This is a genomic window from Ramlibacter sp. GS1-15, assembly GCF_057785015.1.
This window is the reverse complement of sequence record NZ_JBYNTU010000001.1, coordinates 659,449-677,042: the sequence shown is the minus strand read 5'-3', so window position 1 is coordinate 677,042 and position 17,594 is coordinate 659,449. Positions and strand designations below refer to the sequence as shown.

Here is a 17,594-nt window from a genome sequence, read left to right as displayed (position 1 = left end):
TCTCCATGACGCAGCTCACGCTCGTCACCGGTGGCGCGGGGTTCATCGGGTCCAACCTTGCCCACCGCCTGCTCGCCTCGGGCCGGCGCGTGCGCATCCTGGACAACCTCTGCCGGCCCGGTGTCGAACAGAACCTCGAGTGGCTTCAGGGCAGCCACGGCGACCGGCTCGAAGCGGTCATTGCCGACGTGCGTGACGCGGAGGCGGTCAGTCGCGCGATGGTGGGCGTGTCGCAGGTGTTCCATTTCGCGGCGCAGGTGGCCGTGACGACGAGCCTGGACGACCCGCGCGAAGACTTCTCGGTCAATGCACAGGGTACGCTGAACGTGCTGGAGGCTGCGCGCACGCGGCCGGTCGCGCCCGCCCTGCTCATGACGTCGACGAACAAGGTCTATGGCGGCCTGTACGACGTCGAGCTCGCGCTGCAGGGACAACGGTATGTGCCGCTCGATCCCGGGCTGCGGGCGCGCGGCGTCGCCGAGTCGCGCCCGCTCGACTTCCACAGCCCGTACGGCTGTTCCAAGGGCACGGCGGATCAATATGTACTGGACTACGCGCGCAGCTTCGGCTTGACCACGACGGTGTTCCGCATGAGCTGCATCTATGGTCCCCGCCAGTTCGGCACCGAGGACCAGGGTTGGGTGGCGCACTTCATCCTGCGCGCGCAGCGCGGCGAGCCGATCACCATCTATGGCGACGGCAAGCAGGTGCGCGACATCCTTTTCATCGACGACCTCGTCGATGCCTTCCTGCTCGCCGAGCGGCATGCGACCAAGATCTCCGGACGGGCCTTCAACATCGGCGGTGGACCGGGCAGCACGATCAGCCTGTTGGACCTGCTGGACCAGATCGAAGCGCTCCACGGCAAGCGCCCGCAGGTCTCGTTCGACCGTTGGCGCACGGGCGACCAGCGTTATTACGTGTCCGACACGCAGGCCTTCGAGCAGACCACCGGCTGGCGCCGCAAGGTGGACGCCGTGGACGGCGTCGCTCGGCTGTACGACTGGCTGCTGAGCCGCCCGCGCGTCGCACGCAGGGCGAGGCGCAGTGCGGCGATGGCCGGCGTTCAATGACGGAGCCGCGATGCAAGCCTGCGTGATCGCCTCGCCCAAAGAGGCCCTGCTCACGGACGCCCAGATCCCCGAGCCCGCCGAGAACCAGGTGCTGCTGCGCCTGGAAGGCTCGGGCGTGTGCGCGTCCAGCGTGCCCCTGTGGGAGGGCCGCGAGTGGTTCACGTATCCGCAGCCGCCCGGCGCACCCGGCCACGAGGGCTGGGGGCGCATCGCGGCGGTGGGCCGCGGCGTGCAGGGATTGAAGGAAGGCGATCGCGTGGCCGCGCTCACCTACCGCGCGCACGCGCAGTACGACATCGCCGATGCCGCGGCCGTGGTGCCGCTGCCCGGGTCGCTGGCCGGCGCGGCCGTGCCCGGCGAGCCGCTGGGCTGCGCCTGCAACATCTTCCGGCGCAGCCGCATCGAACCCGGCCAGACCGTGGCCATCGTCGGCATCGGCTTCCTCGGCGCGCTGCTCACACAGCTGATATCGCATGCCGGTGCGCGGGTGATCGCGATCTCGCGCCGGCCGTTCGCCCTGGAGTTCGCCCGCAGCTGCGGCGCGGCGCACACGCTGGTCATGGACGACCACGCCAAGGTGATCGAGCGCGTGAAGTCGCTCACGGACGGCCGCTGGTGCGAGCGCGTCGTCGAATGCACGGGCTTGCAAGGGCCGCTCGGGCTCGCAGGCGAGCTCACCGCAGAGCGTGGCACGCTGGTGATCGCCGGCTACCACCAGGACGGCCTGCGGCAGGTGAACCTGCAGCTGTGGAACTGGCGAGGCATCGATGTCGTGAACGCGCACGAGCGCGACCCGAAGACGTATGTCGACGGCATCCGCCATGCGATCGCCCTCATGGCGGAAGGCGTGCTCGATCCGGAGCCGCTCTACACGCACCGCCTGCCGCTCGAGCGGCTGGGCGAAGCGCTCGAGCTCACCGCCACCCGGCCGGACGGCTTCATGAAGGCGCTGGTGACCGCATGAAGCCGCGCCTCGCTTTCCTCGGCCTGGGCTGGATCGGCCAGCACCGCATGCGCGCGCTGCTGGATGAGGACGCGTGCGAGCCCGTGGCGTTCCTGGACCCGTCACCCGACGTGCAGGCGCGTATGCGCGAGCTGGCACCGGTCGCGCAGCCGGTGGCGTCACTGGACGAATTGCCGGAGCACGAACTCCATGGCGCCGTGATCGCCACCCCGAGCGCACTGCACGCCGGCCAGGCGCTCGCCTTGCTCGACCACGGTATCGCCGTGTTCTGCCAGAAGCCCCTCGCGCGCACCGCCCACGAGACGCGCGCGATCATCGATGCGGCACGCCGTGCCGACCGGCTGCTCGGTTGCGACTTCTCCTACCGTCACACGGAGGCGATGCGGCGCGTGCGCAACTGCGTGGTGGAAGGCGAGCTCGGCAAGGTGTACGCCGTCGACCTGGTGTTCCATAACGCGTACGGCCCCGACAAGCCCTGGTTCCGCGACCCGCTGCTGGCGGGCGGCGGCTGCGTCATCGACCTCGGCACGCACCTGATCGACCTCGCGCTGTGGGTGCTCGGGCACCCCGAGGTCACCCGGGTCACGAGCCGCCTTTTCGCGCAGGGCCGGCCGCTCGCTGCGAGCGACAACGTGGTGGAGGATTACGCGGTCGCGCAAATCGACCTGGCGAGCGGTGCCGTGGTGCGGCTCGCGTGCTCGTGGAACCTGCCGGCCGGTTGCGACGCCGTGATCGAAGCGCATTTCCATGGCGACAGGGCGGGCGCGGCGATGCGCAACGTGAACGGCTCCTTCTACGACTTCATCGCCGAGCGCAACACCGGCACCCGGCGCACGCTGCTCGCCTCGCCGCCCGACGCCTGGGGCGGGCGCGCCGTGGTCGAGTGGGCGCACCACCTGGCCGCCGGCGCCGGTTACTCCCCTTCCATCGAAGCGGCCCTGCAGGTCGCGTCCACCATCGACAGGATCTATGGCCGCTGAACCCGTGTCCCCGGTGCTCATGACCGCGGACACCGTCGGCGGGGTCTGGACCTACGCCGTCGAGCTGGCCCGCGCCCTGTCGCATGCGGGTGTGCGCTTGCACCTGGCGACGATGGGCGCGCTGCTGAAGGACCACCAGCGGCAGCAGCTGCAGGGCATCGCAGGCCTGATGTTGCACGAGAGCGATCACGCGCTCGAATGGATGCGCGACCCGTGGGCCGACGTGGACCGGGCCGGCCGCTGGCTGCTGGAGATCGAGGAGCGCGTGGCACCGCGGGTCGTGCACCTGAACCAGTTCGCGTTCGGCGCACTGCCGTTCCGCGCGCCGAAGCTGGTGGTGGCCCATTCATGCGTGCTCTCGTGGTGGCGCGCCGTCCACGGCGAGCCGGCGCCGCAGGACTGGGACGAGTACGCGCGCCAGGTGATGCGCGGCCTGCGCGGCGCGAAGCTGGTCGCCGCGCCGACGCGGGCCATGCTCTCGACGATTTCCGAGAACTACGGCCATCGCGGGCCCCAGGTCGTCCTGCCCAACGCGCGCGATCCGTCCCGATTCCAGCCCGCGCCCAAGCGCGGCGTGATCTTCTCGGCCGGCCGCCTCTGGGACGAGGCGAAGAATCTCGCCGCGCTGGAAGCCGCGGCCGGGCAGCTGCCGTGGCCGGTGCGCGTGGCGGGCTCGTGCATCGCGCCGCACGGCGGCACGCTCCAGCCGCGCTGCGTGCAGGCGCTGGGCGAGCTGGGCGCGCACGAAGTCGCGCGCGAGATGGCGTGCGCCGCGGTCTACGCGCTGCCCGCGCGCTATGAACCCTTCGGCCTGTCGGTGCTGGAGGCGGCGCTCTCGGGGTGCGCGCTGGTGCTCGGCGACATCGCCAGCCTGCGCGAGACCTGGGGCGACAGCGCGCTGTACGTGCCGCCCGACGACCACCGGGCCCTGCGCGATGCGCTGATGCGGCTCATCGTGCATCGCGAGGAACGCGAGGAGCTCGGCCGCCTGGCGCGCCGGCGCGCGCTCGGGTTCCACCCGCAGCGCATGGCACAAGCGTACCTGCGCGCCTACTCGCAGTTGCTCGAGGAGGAACCCGTGTGCGCGTGATCCTGTTCTGCCACTCGCTGGTGTCCGACTGGAACCACGGCAACGCGCACTTCCTGCGCGGCGTCTGCGGCGAGTTGCTCGCGCTCGGCCACGAGGTGATGGTGTACGAGCCGCGCGATGCCTGGAGCGTCGCGAACCTCGTCGCCGAACACGGCGAGCAGCCGCTGCAGGAATTCGCGCAGGCCTATCCGCACCTGGTCAGCCGCCGTTTCGACGGGCGATCGCTGGACCTGGACGAAGCACTGGACGGCGCCGATCTCGTGATCGTGCACGAGTGGAACGACCATGCCCTCGTCAAGCGCATCGGCGAATTCCGGCGCGACCATCGCGACATGCGCCTGCTGTTCCACGACACGCACCATCGCAGCGTGACGCAGCCGGCCAGCATGGCCGCCTACGACCTGCGCCACTACGACGGCGTGCTCGCGTTCGGCAGCGTCATCCGCGACCTCTATCGGCGGCACGGCTGGGCGCGGCGGGCATGGACCTGGCATGAGGCCGCGGACACGAGCATGTTCCTGCCGATCGTCTCGCTGGAACAGGCCGGCGACCTGGTCTGGATCGGCAACTGGGGGGACGACGAGCGCACGGCGGAACTGCGCGAATTCCTGCTCGAGCCGGTGCGCGACCTGCGGCTGCGCGCGCGCATCCACGGTGTGCGTTATCCCGGGCACGCAGTGCGCGAGCTGCAGGCGGCCGGCATCGATTACGCGGGCTGGCTGCCCAACTACAAGGTGCCGGGCGTCTTCGCGCGCCATCGCGTCACGGTGCACGTGCCGCGGCGGCCCTATGTGCAGGCGCTGCCGGGCATCCCGACGATTCGCGTGTTCGAGGCGCTCGCCTGCGGCATCCCGCTCGTGTGCGCGCCCTGGGACGACAGCGAAGGCCTGTTCGAGCCGGGCCGCGATTACCTCCTCGCGCGCGATGGCGAGGAGATGCGTCGGCAGCTGCGCGACGTGCTCGGCGATCGCGAACTGGCGAGCGAACTCGCCCAGCACGGCCGCCGCACCATCCTCGCGCGCCACACCTGCGCGCACCGCGTGCAGGAGCTGCTCGCCATCTACGACGAGATCGCACCGCCGGTCACCGAAGGAGCCATGCCCAAGTGAAGATCGCCTTTTTCGCCTCGAGCCTCGTCTCGGCCTACTGGAACGGCGCCGCGACCTACTACCGCGGCATCGTGCGGGCGTTGCACGAGCGCGGCCATCGCATCACGTTCTACGAACCGGACGCATTCGACCGCCAGAAACACCGCGACATGCAGGACCCGCCCTGGGCGAAGGTCGTGGTGTATTCGGCGCAATCCGAAGGCGAGGTGTTGCGCACGCTGGAACAGGCGCGCGGCGCCGACCTGGTGGTGAAGGCCAGCGGCGTCGGCGTGCACGACGATCTGCTGGAGCGCGCGGTGCTCGACTTGCAGGGACCGGCCACGCGGGTCGCGTTCTGGGACGTCGACGCGCCGGCGACGCTCGACCGTGTGCAGCGTGAGCCCGACGATCCCTTCCGTCCGCTCATACCGCGCTACGACCTGGTGCTGACGTACGGCGGCGGCGAGCCGGTACGGCGCGCGTACCTGGCGCTCGGCGCGCGCGAGTGCGTGCCCATCTACAACGCACTCGATCCGGCCACGCACCACCCCGTGCCGGCCGACGAGCGCTTCGCCGCCGACCTCGGCTTCCTGGGCAACCGCCTGCCGGACCGGGAGGCGCGTGTGGAGGAGTTCTTCCTGCGCGCGGCCCGGCTGCTGCCCTCGCATCGCTTCCTGCTCGGGGGCAACGGCTGGCAGGACAAGGCGCTGCCGGCCAACGTGCGCAACCTCGGCCACGTCTACACGGCCGACCACAACGCGTTCAACTGCACGCCACGCGCGGTCTTGAACATCAGCCGCGAGAGCATGGCGCGCTACGGCTTCTCGCCCGCCACGCGCGTCTTCGAGGCCGCCGGTGCGGCCGCGTGCCTGATCACCGATGCGTGGGAAGGCCTGGAAACGTTTTTCGAGCCGGGCCGCGAAGTGCTGGTGGCGCACGATGGCGAGGAGGTCGCCGAGCAGGTCCGCGTGCTGGACGCGGAGACCTCGCGCCGCATCGGCCTCGCCGCCTATGGGCGCGTGCTGGCGCAGCACACGTACGCGCATCGTGCGGCCCAGCTGGACGAGGTGCTGCAGGGCACGCGTGTGCGCGACGCCGTGGAGGCGGGCGCATGAAGCTGCGCGTCGTCGTCCTCGGGCTGTCGATCACGTCGTCCTGGGGCAACGGCCACGCGACGACGTACCGCGCCCTGCTGCGCGAATTCGCGGCGCGCGGGCACGAGGTGCTCTTTCTCGAACGCGACCAGCCGTGGTATGCCGCCCACCGCGACATGGCCCGGCCCGGCTTCTGCCGCATCCGGCTCTACACGAGCCTGGCCGAACTGCGCGAGCGCTTCGCGCGCGAGGTGCGCGATGCCGACCTCGTCATCGTCGGCTCGTTCGTGCCCGAAGGCGTCGCCATCGGCGATTGGGTGCAGCACACCGCGCGCGGCGCCACGGCCTTCTACGACATCGACACGCCGGTCACGCTGGCGCGGCTCGCGCGCGGCGAACACGACTATCTCGCCCCCCGCCAGATCCCCGGCTATGACCTGTACCTCTCGTTCACGGGCGGGCCGACGCTCGAGCGCCTCGAGCGCGAGTTCGCGTCGCCCCGCGCGCGCGTGCTGTATTGCTCGGTCGATCCGGCGCTCCACTTCCCCGAGCCGCGGCGCAGGCGCTGGGACCTGGGCTACATGGGCACCTACAGCGACGACCGCCAGCCCGGCGTCGATCGCCTGCTGCTCGAAGCGGCACGGCAGCATCCCGAAGGCCGCTTCGTCGTGGCCGGCCCGCAATACCCCGAAGACATCGCCTGGCCCGCGAACGTCCACTACAAGCCGCACCTGCCGCCGGCCGAACACCGCGCGTTCTACAACAGCCAGCGCTGGACCCTCAACATCACCCGTGCCGACATGATCGCGGCCGGCTGGTCGCCCAGCGTTCGCCTGTTCGAAGCCGCGGCTTGCGGCACCCCGATCGTCAGCGATCGCTGGAGCGGCATCGAGTCGCTGTTCGTGCCGGGCAAGGAGATCGTGCTGGCCGATCGTACGGCGGACGTCTTGCACCTGCTGCGCCAATCCGGCGAGGACGAGCGCCAGCGCATGGCCGAGCGCGCGCGCGAGCGCATCCTCGCCGAGCACACGGCGGCGCACCGGGCCGAGCAGCTCGAGGCCTACACGTGCGAACTGCTGCGCACCGGCATGGCGGTGGAGGCCACATCGTGAGCGCGCGCGATACGCCGCCCGACGACCTGCGCGCACAGGCCGAACGGCTGGGGCCGTGGTTCCACAACCTGCATCTGCCGGGCGGCGTGCAGACCGTTCCCGACCACTTCCTGGGCGGCGACTTCCCGCGCTTCAAGTGGCTGGAGATCGCGCCGCACATCCCGCAGGACCTCACCGGCTGGCGCGTGCTGGACGTCGGCTGCAACGCGGGCTTCTACAGCTTCGAGCTGGCCAAGCGCGGCGCGCAGGTGCTCGCGATCGACCACGACCCGCACTATCTCGCGCAGGCGCGCTGGGCCTGCGCGCAGTTCGGGCTCGAGGACCGCGTCGAGTTCCGCCAGCTCGGTGTCTACGCGTTCGCGCGCTGGCCGGAGAGGTTCGACCTGGTGTGGTTCATGGGCGTGTTCTATCACCTGCGCTATCCGCTGCTCGCGCTGGACCTGCTGTCGTCGCTCACCCGCCGCATGATGGTGTTCCAGACACTCACGATGCCCGGCGAGGAGGTGTACGAAGACACCGCCGATCATCCGATCACCGAGCGCGAGCCGCTGCTCGATGCGGGTTGGCCGAAGATGGCCTTCATCGAACATTCGTTCGCGGGCGACCCGACCAACTGGTGGATCGCCAATCACGCCGCCTGCGAGGCGATGCTGCGCTCCACCGGCCTGCGCGTCACCGCGCGGCCCGCGGACGAGATCTACGTGTGCGTTCCGCAGCAACGCGACGAATGGGCGCAGGCGCAGCTGGATGAGGTTCTGAAGTCATTGAAGGCCTGACCCGTGGTCCGGGTCGACGGACGGGGAGGACTTTTCTCCGGGACACGCTCGCGACCACCATCGCGTCGTTGAAGGTCACGCCCTCCCGCCACGATCGCGCCAGAACTACCCGCTGGGGTACGCGAATGGCCCCGCGAAAAGCCCTCCCCGACCGCAACCCTGCATCTCTGGTCTTCACAGAGGGTCGATCGAGCGCTGCGCGCCACTCGCGTCAGGCGGTGCCCGGCGGGCCGATTTTTAGATGAGGCCTGACGGGCACCGCCTGACGCGAGCCCCCGTGCGAGGGTTCAGGCCGTCGGCCGCTTGGCCACCAGCGTCAGGATGTCGTAGCTCGCGACCAGCTCGCCGTTCTGGTTCGTCACCTCGACGTCCCACGCGACCACCCCCTGGTCCTTCTTCTTGTCGATCTTGCGCTTGGCCGTGAGGCGCGCCTGGATCGTGTCGCCGATGCCCACGGGCTTCACGAAGCGCAGCGTGTCCAGGCCGTAGTTCGCCAGCACCGGGCCGGGCTTCGGCTCGACGAAGAGGCCGGCGGCGGCCGACAGCACGAAGTAACCATGCGCGATGCGCTTGCCGAAGGGACTCTCTTTCGCGGCGATCTCGTCGAAGTGCATGTAGAAGTAGTCGCCCGAGATGCCGCCGAAGTTCACGATGTCGGCCTCGCCGACGGTGCGCCGGTGCGTGAGCAGCGAATCGCCGACCGCAAGGTCCTCGAAATACTTGCGGAACGGATGGACGCCGTCCTCGTGCACCTTCGCGCCGCGCACATGCTCGCGCGTCACGGCCGCCAGCATGGTCGGTGAGCCTTGCACGGCGGCGCGCTGCAGGTAGTGCTTGACGGCGCGTACGCCGCCCAGTTCTTCACCGCCGCCGGCGCGGCCAGGGCCGCCGTGCTTGAGCATCGGCAGCGGTGAACCGTGGCCGGTCGATTCGGCCGCGGCCTCGCGATCGAGGATCAGGATGCGCCCGTGCGTCATCGCGGCCATCGGCACGAAGCGCGCGGCCGTGGCCGGGTCTTTCGTCACGAGGGTGCCGACGAGACTGCCCTTGCCCTTCGCGGCCAGCGCGGCGGCCTCGTCGATGTCGTCGTACGCCATGAGCGTGCTCACCGGCCCGAAGGCTTCGATGTCGTGCACGCTGTCGTCGCCCAGCGGATTGCGCGCCAGCAACAGCGTCGGCGCGAAGAAGGCGCCCTCGGCCACGCCGTCACCTTTGGGTGCGAAACCGTCGCGTTCGCCGAACACCAGCTCGGCGTTCTTCATCAGCGCCGCCACGCGCTCGCCCACGTCGCGCTGCTGGTCGTGCGAGGCGAGCGCGCCCATGCGCACGTCCTCCAGCGACGGATCGCCGATCACCGTTTTCGCGAGTCGCGCCTTCAGGCGTTTCGCGACCTCGTCGACGTACTGCTTCGGCACGATCGCGCGCCGGATCGCCGTGCACTTCTGCCCGGCCTTCACCGTCATCTCGCGCGCGACTTCCTTCACGTACAGGTCGAACTCCTCGTCGGCGGGGGTGACGTCCGGCGCGAGCACGGCCATGTTGAGCGAATCGGCTTCGGCGTTGAACGGGATCGAGTGCCGCACGATGTTCGGGTGCACGCGCAGCTTCGCCGCCGTGTCGGCCGAACCGGTGAAGGTCACCACGTCCGAGCCTTCGAGGCGATCGAGCAGGTCGCCCGTGCCGCCGATCACGAGCTGCAGCGCGCCCTCGGGCAGGATGCCGGACTCCACGACCAGCCGCACCATTGCTTCGGTGAGATAGCTCGTGGACGTCGCCGGCTTGCCGATGCACGGCACGCCCGCCAGGAAACTGGGCGCGAATTTCTCGAGCAGGCCCCACACCGGGAAGTTGAACGCGTTGATGTGCACCGCGAGCCCGCCGCGTGGCACCAGGATGTGCGTGCCCGCGAACGCGCCTTTCTTGCCGAGCGGGATCGCCGGGCCCTCGTGCACTAAGTTGCCCGAGGGCAGCTCGTTCGCGCCGACGCCTGCGTAGGCGAACAGCGTGCCGCTGCCGCCTTCGATGTCGATCCAGCTGTCGGTGCGCGTCGCGCCGGTGTGCGTCGAAACGGCGTACAGCTCCTCCTTGCGTTCATTGAGGAACTTCGTCAGCGCCTTCAGCCGTTCGGCGCGCTGCTGGAAATCGAGCTTGAGCAGGTTGGGCACGCCGGCCCTGCGCGCGTATTCCACCGCCTCGGCGAAATCGATCTTCTCCGCATGCGTGCTCGCGACCGGTTTTCCGTTGATCGCGCTGCGCAGCGGCTGCGAAGCCTCGCGGCCGATCCAGCGTCCGCCGATGTAACTCTGCACCACGTTCATGTTCGTCTCCTGATCAGCGCTCGTCGAACGACAGCACCACGCGTTCGGTCATCGGGTGCGCCTGGCAGGTGAGCACGAAGCCCGCGGCGACCTCCTTCTTGTCCAGCGCGAAGTTGCGCTCCATGCGCACGTCGCCTTCGACCACCTTCGCGCGGCAGGTGCCGCAGACGCCGGACGTGCATGAGAAGGGCACCTCCAGTCCCGCGGCGGACGCGCAGTCGAGGATGCTGGGCTGGCCCTTGTAGAACTGGATCTCGCGCTTGAGGCCATCGCGGATGATCGTCACCTTCGCCTGTTCGGCATCGCCCGGCTGCGCGTCGTGCACCACCGCGCCCACCTGCGCGGCGGCCTGCTGCGGCACGCCGAAGCGCTCGATGTGGATCCGGTCTTCGGGCACGCCGGCCGCCAGCAACGCGGCCTCGGCCTCGTCGTTCATCTGGAACGGCCCGCAGATGTAGGCGTGGTCGATGCCCGCCGCGGGAACGACAGTGTCGAGGAACTCGCGGATCTTGTCGCGGTTCATCAGGCCCATGTTGATCGGCGCGTCGGTGTGCTCGTCGGAGAACACGTGGTGCAGCACCAGCCGCGTCATGTACTTGTCCTTGAGGTCTTCGAGCTCCTCCTTGAACATGGTGGATCGCAGCGACCGGTTGCCGTACACCAGCGTGAAGCGGCTCCCGGGCTCGCGCGCGAGCACCGTCTTCATGATGGAGAGGATCGGGGTGATGCCGCTGCCGCCGGCGATGCCGACGTGATGCCGCCGCGCTTGCGGCTCGATCGGCACGAAGAAGCGCCCTTGCGGCGCCATCACGTTGATCGTGTCGCCGGGCTGCAGGTGCTCGTTGATCCAGATCGAGAACGTGCCGCCCTTCACCTTGCGCACCCCCACGCGCAGCTCGCCGTCGTCCACGCCCGCGCAGATCGAATACGAGCGCCGCAGGTCCTGGCCGTCGATCTGCTTGCGCAGCGTGAGGTACTGCCCTTGCGTGAAGCCGAACACTTCACGCAGCTCGCCGGGCACCTCGAAGGTGACGACGACCGCTTCCTGCGTGTCGGGCGTGATGCTCTTGACGCGCAGCGGATGGAACAGGGCGCTCATTGAGCCTCCGCCGGGCCGCCCCAAGGAGGCGAGGGCCCCCTCGGGGGGCAGCGATCACACGAAGTGGTGAGCGTGGGGGTCGTCATATCGGCTTGAAATGTTCGAACGGCTCGCGGCAGGACAGGCAGCGGTACAGCGCCTTGCAGGCCGTGGAGCCGAACGCGGAGAGCTTCTCGGTGTGCAGGCTGCCGCAGTGCGGACAGGCGATCGCCTCGGTGCGGCGGCCGACCAGGCGGATCGGCACGGCGGCTTCGGGCATCGTCGGACCCGGCGGCGCGATCCCGTACTCGCGCAGCTTGCGCTTGCCTTCGTCGCTGATCCAGTCGGTGGTCCACGCCGGGGCGCGCCGCAGCGTGGCGCGCGCAGGGCCCAACCCCTCGGCGGCAATGGCCGACAGGACGCTCTCTTCGATGACTTCGGTGGCCGGACAGCCCGAGTACGTCGGCGTGAGGACGACTTCCAGCTCGTCGCCGTGATCGATCACGTCGCGCACGATGCCGAGGTCGCGCACCGACAAGGCCGGCACCTCGGGATCGAGCACCCCGCCGAGCACCGCCCACGCACGTTCGGCGCGCGTCACCACGTGCCTCCCGGGTACGCGCGCTGCAGGTACTGCATCTCGGCGAGGATGAAACCCATGTGTTCGCTGTGCACGCCGGTCTTGCCGGTCGAAACGAAGGGCGTGCGGGCCGGCAGCGCGAGGTCCGCTTCGCGCAGCAGCGCACCCATTTCGGTGAGCCACGCGTCCTGCAATTCGCTCCAGCGCGGGCCCAGGCCCGACTGCGCCGCGGCTTCGTCCACCTTGTCGTCCGCAAACAGCTCTGCGGTGTAGGGCCAGAGCTCGGCCAGCGCCTTCGTCACGCGCCGCTTCGATTCTTCCGTGCCCTGGCCGAGCCGCACCAGCCAGTCGGCCGAGTGCTGCTGGTGATAGCGCGCTTCCTTGATCGCCTTGCCCGCGATCGCGGCGACCTCGGCGTCGCTCGATTCCGCGAGCCGCGCCCACAGCAACTTGAAGAACGTCGCCATGATCGTGTTGCGCATGACCGTCACCGCGAAGTCGCCGCGCGGCAGTTCCACCAGCGTGACGTTCCGATACTCGCGCTCCTCGCGCAGGAAGGCGAGCTGGTCCTCGTCGTGCCCCGCGCCCTCGATCTCGCCGGCGCGCGTGAGGAGGCCGCGCGCCTGCCCGAGCAGGTCCAGCCCGATGTTGGCGAGCGCGATGTCTTCCTCCAGCACCGGCGCATGCCCGGTCCATTCGGCCGTGCGCTGCGCGAGGACCAGCGCGGTGTCGCCGATGCGCAGGAGGTATTGGACTTGCGGGTGCGTGCTCACCCGGATCGATGTCGCCTGCATCGCGGCCCTCACATGTGGTCGACGGATGGCGGCAGCTTGTAGAAGGTCGGGTGGCGGTACACCTTGTCCTCCATCGGGTCGAAGTACTCGCCCTTCTCGCCCGGGTCGCTCGCCACGATGTGGTCCGAGCGCACGACCCATATGCTGGTGCCTTCCTGGCGTCGCGTGTAGACGTCGCGCGCCATCTGGATCGCCATCCTGGCATCGGCCGCGTGCAGGCTGCCGCAGTGCTTGTGGTCCAGGCCCGACTTCGAGCGCACGAAAACCTCCCACAACGGCCACTCGTTCTTCACCACATCAGTCATGCGGCCTCCTTCATCTGCTGCTTGTCCGCATACGCCAGCGCCGCGTCGCGCACCCACTGGCCTTCGTCCCAGGCCTTCACCCGCGCGGCAAGGCGTTCGCGATTGCATGGGCCGTTGCCGTTCACCACGTTCCAGAACTCGTTCCAGTCGATCGCGCCGAAGTCGTAGTGCTGGCGCGCCTCGTTCCATTTCAGCTCGGCGTCGGGCAGCGTGATGCCGAGCACCTTCGCCTGCTCGGCGGTCGCGTCGATGAAGCGCTGGCGCAGTTCGTCGTTCGATACGCGCTTGATGCCCCAGCGCATCGACTGCGCGGAGTTGGGCGACTGGTCGTCGGGCGGGCCGAACATCATGATGGACGGCCACCACCAGCGGTTCACCGCGTCCTGCACCATCTCGCGCTGCGCCTGCGTGCCCTTTTCCATCATGGTGAGCAGGCTCTCGAAGCCTTGCCGCTGGTGGAAGCTCTCTTCGCGGCAGATGCGGATCATCGCGCGCGCGTACGGGCCGTAGCTGCAGCGGCAGATCGGCACCTGGTTCATGATCGCCGCGCCGTCGACGAGCCAGCCGATCACGCCGACATCGGCCCAGGTAAGCGTCGGGTAGTTGAAGATCGACGAATACTTCGCGCGGCCCGTGTGCAGCGCCTCGATCATCTGGTCGCGCGAAGTGCCCAGCGTCTCGGCCGCTGAGTACAGATAGAGCCCGTGCCCGCCCTCGTCCTGCACCTTCGCGAGCAGGATCGCCTTGCGCTTGAGCGTGGGCGCCCGCGAGATCCAGTTGCCCTCGGGCAGCATGCCGACGATCTCGGAGTGCGCGTGCTGGCTGATCTGCCGCACCAGCGTCTTGCGGTAGTGCTCCGGCATCCAGTCCTTGGGCTCGATGAACTCGCCATCGGCGATGCGTGCCTCGAAGGCGTCCTCGCGCGCAGCGTCCTCGGCCGAGCGCACGGCCTTGGGCTTCGCGACGCCGCCCTCCTTGCCCATGGTGTCCATGGCCTGCGTGTACATGCGGTTGTCTCCGGGATTGATTAACCGACCGGTCGGTTGGGTAATGATAAGGGGAATGCCGCCGTGGCGCAAGGACACCGCGAGGTCAGCCGCTGTGCCTGCCCTCCGACGCGTGGGGACACTACAGCCAGTCGTTTGTATGCGTACAGACGGGAGCGGACTTTCTCGCTAGCGCCCGTGAACGCATCACCCCGGACAAACCCGCGATCACTACCAACTTCACTTTCGCCAAGACAAAATCGTCCAGGACACAGGAGGCAACGCGATGAGTACCCGAGACCAGTTCGTCCGCTTCGCGGGCGCGCTCGCCGTCGCAGCGGCACTGGCACCTGCCGCACATGCGGCGTGGGAGCCCACCAAGCCCGTTGAATTCGTGGTGCCGGCCGGCACCGGTGGCGGGGCCGACCAGATGGCGCGCCTGATCCAGGGCGTCGTGGCCAAGCACAACCTCATGAAGCAGCCGCTCGTCGTCGTCAACAAGTCCGGCGGCGCGGGCGCGGAGGGCTTCCTCGACGTGAAGAGCGCCAAGGGCGACCCGCACAAGCTCGTGGTCACGCTCTCGAACCTGTTCACCACGCCGCTGGCCACCGGCGTGCCGTTCAACTGGCGCGACATGACGCCGGTGTCCATGATGGCGCTGGACAACTTCGTGCTGTGGGTCAACGCCGACACCCCGTACAAGACGGCCAAGGAATACCTGGATGCGGTGAAGGCCGCCGGCCCGAACAAGATGAAGATGGGCGGCACCGGCTCGAAGCAGGAGGACCAGATCCTCACCGCGGGCATCGAGAAGGCCACCGGCACCAAGTTCATCTACGTGCCGTTCAAGGGCGGCGGCGAGGTGGCCGTGCAACTGGTCGGCAAGCACGTGGACTCCACCGTCAACAACCCGATCGAGGCCGTGGCGCAGTGGCGCGCCGGCCAGCTGCGCGCGCTGTGCGTGTTCGACGACAAGCGCATGCCGTATCCGGCCAAGATCACCGACAAGCAGTCGTGGCAGGACATCCCGACGTGCAAGGAGTCGGGCGTGCCGACCACCTACACCATGCTGCGCGGCATCTTCATGCCGCCGGGCGTGACCGAGGACCAGAAGAAGTTCTACGTGGAGCTGCTCAGGAAAGTGCGCGCCACGCCCGAATGGAAGGACTACATGGAAAAGGGCGCCTTCAACCAGACCACCATGGAGGGCGAGGCGTTCGTCAGCTGGCTGGGCAAGGCCGAACAGATGCATCGCGAGCTGATGAAGGACGCGGGCTTCCTGGCCAAGTAGGCGCACGATGGAAACGCAGGGCAGCGAAAGCGGCGCCGTCCGCCGCGGCGTCGGGACGTTCGCCATGGAGCTGGCGGTGGCGCTGATCGTGTTCGGCCTCGGCCTGACGGTCCTGATCGGCAGCTGGCACCTCGGCTCGAAGTGGACCAGCGACGGTCCCGGCCCCGGCTACTTTCCCTTCTACATCAGCCTGATCATGTGCATCTCGGGCGCCGTCATATTCGTCCAGACGCTGCGCCATCGCCCCGACGACATCTTCGTCGACCGCGGGCAGCTCAAGCAGGTGCTCACCGTGCTGATCCCGGCGGCCTTCTACGTGCTGGCCGTGCAGCTGATCGGCGTGTACATCGCGTCAGCCGTGTACATCGCGCTCTTCATGACGGTGCTGGGCAAGTATTCGCCGCTGAAAGGCACGATCGCCGCCGTGGTGATCATGGCCCTCTTCTTCTTGATGTTCGAAGCCTGGTTCAAGGTGCCGCTGTTCAAGGGCGAATTCAACCTGCTCCAGTTCACCGGCTACTGAGGACCGCATGGAAGAACTCAGCTCCCTGTTCCATGGCTTCGCGGTCGTGCTCTCGCCCCTGAACATGGGGCTGATGATGGTCGGCATCGTCCTGGGTGTGCTGATCGGCGTGCTGCCGGGCCTGGGCGGCGCGAACGGCGTGGCCATCCTGCTGCCGCTCACGTTCAGCATGTCGCCGACCTCGGCGATCATCATGCTGTCGTGCATCTACTGGGGCGCGCTCTTCGGCGGCGCCATCACCTCCATCCTGTTCAACATCCCCGGCGAGCCCTGGTCCGTCGCCACCACCTTCGACGGCTACCCGATGGCGCAGAAGGGGCAGGCGGGCAAGGCGCTCACCGCGGCATTCACCTCGTCCTTCGTCGGTGCCTTCGTCGCGGTGGTGATGATCACCTTCCTCGCGCCGCTGGTGGCGAAGTTCGCGCTGAAGTTCGGGCCGCCCGAGTTCTTCGCGGTGTACCTGCTCACCTTCTGCAGCTTCGTGGGCATGGGCAAGGGCTCGCCCTTCAAGATCCTGGCCTCGATGACGATCGGCTTCGCGCTGGCGGCGGTGGGCATGGACACCGTGACGGGCCAGTTGCGCCTGACCTTCGGCATCCCGGACCTGATGCGCGGCTTCGACTTCCTGATCGCGGTGATCGGCCTGTTCGGCATCGGCGAAATCCTGCTGTCCATGGAAGAAGGGCTGGCGTTCTCCGGCAAGACCGCCAAGCTCGATCCCAAGGTGGTGCTGCAGACGTGGAAGGAGCTGCCGCGCTACTGGGTCACCTCGCTGCGCAGCGCCGTGGTGGGCATCTGGATGGGCATCACGCCGGGGGGCGCCACGCCCGCATCGTTCATGTCCTATGGCCTGGCCAAGAAGATGTCGCGCGACGGCGCCAAGTTCGGCACCGGCCAGATCGAAGGCGTCGTCGCCCCGGAGACCGCGGCGCACGCCGCGGGCACGAGCGCGCTGCTGCCGATGCTGGCCCTGGGCATCCCGGGCTCGCCGACGGCGGCGGTGCTGCTCGGCGGCCTGCTGATCTGGGGGTTGCAGCCCGGACCGCTGCTGTTCGTGGAGCAGAAGGATTTCGTCTGGGGCCTGATCGCCTCCATGTACCTGGGCAACATCGCGGGGCTGCTGATCGTGCTGACCACGGTGCCGCTGTTCGCCGCCATCCTGCGCGTGCCCTTCTCGATCATTGCGCCCGTCATCGTCGTCATCTGCGCGATCGGCGCGTACACGGTGCACAACGCCATGCTCGACGTGTGGTTCATGCTCGGGTTCGGCGTGATCGGCTACGTGTTCAAGAAGCTCGACTATCCGCTGGCGCCGCTGGTGCTGGCCCTGGTGCTCGGCGACAAGGCCGAGGACTCCTTCCGCCAGGCGATGCTGGTGTCGCAGGGCGACGTGCTCATCATGTGGTCGAACCCGCTCGTGGGCACCATCACCACGCTGGCACTGCTGCTTCTGGTCTGGCCGCTGCTGTCCAGGGCGTGGGCCCGCATCCGCCGACCGAAGCCGATGGAATTCGCCCAGGAGCAGCCGGTCGACTGAACCAT

The 17,594-nt window shown here is 68.7% G+C and carries 17 protein-coding genes; 11 read left to right on the top strand and 6 right to left on the bottom strand.

The genetic code is table 11. From position 1 onward, the window contains the following. The first annotated feature begins 5 nt into the window (after window positions 1-5). From AC3EF3_RS03370 to AC3EF3_RS03335, 8 genes are read left to right on the top strand one after another with little or no spacing between them, the layout of a single operon-like run. Window positions 6-1,073: an NAD-dependent epimerase/dehydratase family protein gene (locus tag AC3EF3_RS03370; RefSeq protein WP_488530744.1), complete on the top strand. Its 1,068-nt coding sequence runs from the start codon at window positions 6-8 to the stop codon at window positions 1,071-1,073. A gap of 10 nt (window positions 1,074-1,083) precedes the next feature. Further along, window positions 1,084-2,037 (top strand): MDR/zinc-dependent alcohol dehydrogenase-like family protein, encoded by a 954-nt coding sequence (locus AC3EF3_RS03365; RefSeq protein ID WP_488530743.1) that lies wholly within the window; start codon window positions 1,084-1,086, stop codon window positions 2,035-2,037. Then, window positions 2,034-3,017 carry a Gfo/Idh/MocA family protein gene (locus AC3EF3_RS03360; protein WP_488530742.1) on the top strand — a complete coding sequence of 328 codons (984 nt, stop codon included), beginning with the start codon at window positions 2,034-2,036 and terminating at the stop codon, window positions 3,015-3,017. Before AC3EF3_RS03365 ends, AC3EF3_RS03360 begins: the two co-directional genes overlap by 4 nt. After that, complete coding sequence (locus tag AC3EF3_RS03355; RefSeq protein ID WP_488530741.1) at window positions 3,007-4,107, top strand: glycosyltransferase family 4 protein; 1,101 nt, start codon at window positions 3,007-3,009, stop codon at window positions 4,105-4,107. Before AC3EF3_RS03360 ends, AC3EF3_RS03355 begins: the two co-directional genes overlap by 11 nt. Next, a complete protein-coding gene (locus AC3EF3_RS03350) occupies window positions 4,098-5,216 on the top strand; it encodes a CgeB family protein (RefSeq protein ID WP_488530740.1) in 1,119 nt (372 codons plus the stop codon). The genes AC3EF3_RS03355 and AC3EF3_RS03350 overlap by 10 nt, the downstream gene beginning before the upstream one ends. Beyond that, a complete protein-coding gene (locus AC3EF3_RS03345; protein ID WP_488530739.1) occupies window positions 5,213-6,310 on the top strand; it encodes a CgeB family protein in 1,098 nt (365 codons plus the stop codon). The genes AC3EF3_RS03350 and AC3EF3_RS03345 overlap by 4 nt, the downstream gene beginning before the upstream one ends. Further along, a complete protein-coding gene (locus AC3EF3_RS03340; protein WP_488530738.1) occupies window positions 6,307-7,401 on the top strand; it encodes a CgeB family protein in 1,095 nt (364 codons plus the stop codon). Before AC3EF3_RS03345 ends, AC3EF3_RS03340 begins: the two co-directional genes overlap by 4 nt. After that, window positions 7,398-8,177 (top strand): TIGR04290 family methyltransferase, encoded by a 780-nt coding sequence (locus AC3EF3_RS03335; protein WP_488530737.1) that lies wholly within the window; start codon window positions 7,398-7,400, stop codon window positions 8,175-8,177. The genes AC3EF3_RS03340 and AC3EF3_RS03335 overlap by 4 nt, the downstream gene beginning before the upstream one ends. Before the next feature lie 287 nt (window positions 8,178-8,464). Here AC3EF3_RS03335 and paaZ read toward each other — a convergent pair whose 3' ends face one another. The 6 genes from paaZ to paaA form a co-directional block, all read right to left on the bottom strand. Beyond that, window positions 8,465-10,495: a phenylacetic acid degradation bifunctional protein PaaZ gene (gene paaZ / locus AC3EF3_RS03330; protein WP_488530736.1), complete on the bottom strand. Its 2,031-nt coding sequence runs from the start codon at window positions 10,493-10,495 to the stop codon at window positions 8,465-8,467. Window positions 10,496-10,508: 13 nt separating this feature from the next. Then, window positions 10,509-11,594 carry a 1,2-phenylacetyl-CoA epoxidase subunit PaaE gene (gene paaE, locus AC3EF3_RS03325; protein ID WP_488530735.1) on the bottom strand — a complete coding sequence of 362 codons (1,086 nt, stop codon included), beginning with the start codon at window positions 11,592-11,594 and terminating at the stop codon, window positions 10,509-10,511. Window positions 11,595-11,676: 82 nt separating this feature from the next. Further along, window positions 11,677-12,177, bottom strand: a complete 501-nt coding sequence (gene paaD, locus AC3EF3_RS03320) for a 1,2-phenylacetyl-CoA epoxidase subunit PaaD (RefSeq protein WP_488530734.1) — start codon at window positions 12,175-12,177, stop codon at window positions 11,677-11,679. Further along, the gene (gene paaC / locus AC3EF3_RS03315) at window positions 12,171-12,947 is read right to left on the bottom strand and encodes a 1,2-phenylacetyl-CoA epoxidase subunit PaaC (protein WP_488530733.1); all 777 of its coding nucleotides are present in this window, start codon (window positions 12,945-12,947) and stop codon (window positions 12,171-12,173) included. Before paaC ends, paaD begins: the two co-directional genes overlap by 7 nt. 8 nt (window positions 12,948-12,955) lie before the next feature. Continuing rightward, entirely contained in the window at window positions 12,956-13,252 is a 297-nt protein-coding gene (gene paaB / locus AC3EF3_RS03310; protein ID WP_488530732.1) for a 1,2-phenylacetyl-CoA epoxidase subunit PaaB, read from the bottom strand. Further along, the gene (gene paaA / locus AC3EF3_RS03305; RefSeq protein ID WP_488530731.1) at window positions 13,249-14,259 is read right to left on the bottom strand and encodes a 1,2-phenylacetyl-CoA epoxidase subunit PaaA; all 1,011 of its coding nucleotides are present in this window, start codon (window positions 14,257-14,259) and stop codon (window positions 13,249-13,251) included. The genes paaB and paaA overlap by 4 nt, the downstream gene beginning before the upstream one ends. A gap of 265 nt (window positions 14,260-14,524) precedes the next feature. Between paaA and AC3EF3_RS03300 the strand changes: the two genes are divergently transcribed. From AC3EF3_RS03300 to AC3EF3_RS03290, 3 genes are read left to right on the top strand one after another with little or no spacing between them, the layout of a single operon-like run. Then, entirely contained in the window at window positions 14,525-15,529 is a 1,005-nt protein-coding gene (locus AC3EF3_RS03300; protein WP_488530730.1) for a Bug family tripartite tricarboxylate transporter substrate binding protein, read from the top strand. Window positions 15,530-15,536: 7 nt separating this feature from the next. Further along, a complete protein-coding gene (locus AC3EF3_RS03295; RefSeq protein WP_488530729.1) occupies window positions 15,537-16,052 on the top strand; it encodes a tripartite tricarboxylate transporter TctB family protein in 516 nt (171 codons plus the stop codon). Window positions 16,053-16,059: 7 nt separating this feature from the next. Next, the gene (locus tag AC3EF3_RS03290; RefSeq protein ID WP_488530728.1) at window positions 16,060-17,589 is read left to right on the top strand and encodes a tripartite tricarboxylate transporter permease; all 1,530 of its coding nucleotides are present in this window, start codon (window positions 16,060-16,062) and stop codon (window positions 17,587-17,589) included. The last annotated feature ends 5 nt before the right edge of the window (window positions 17,590-17,594 follow it).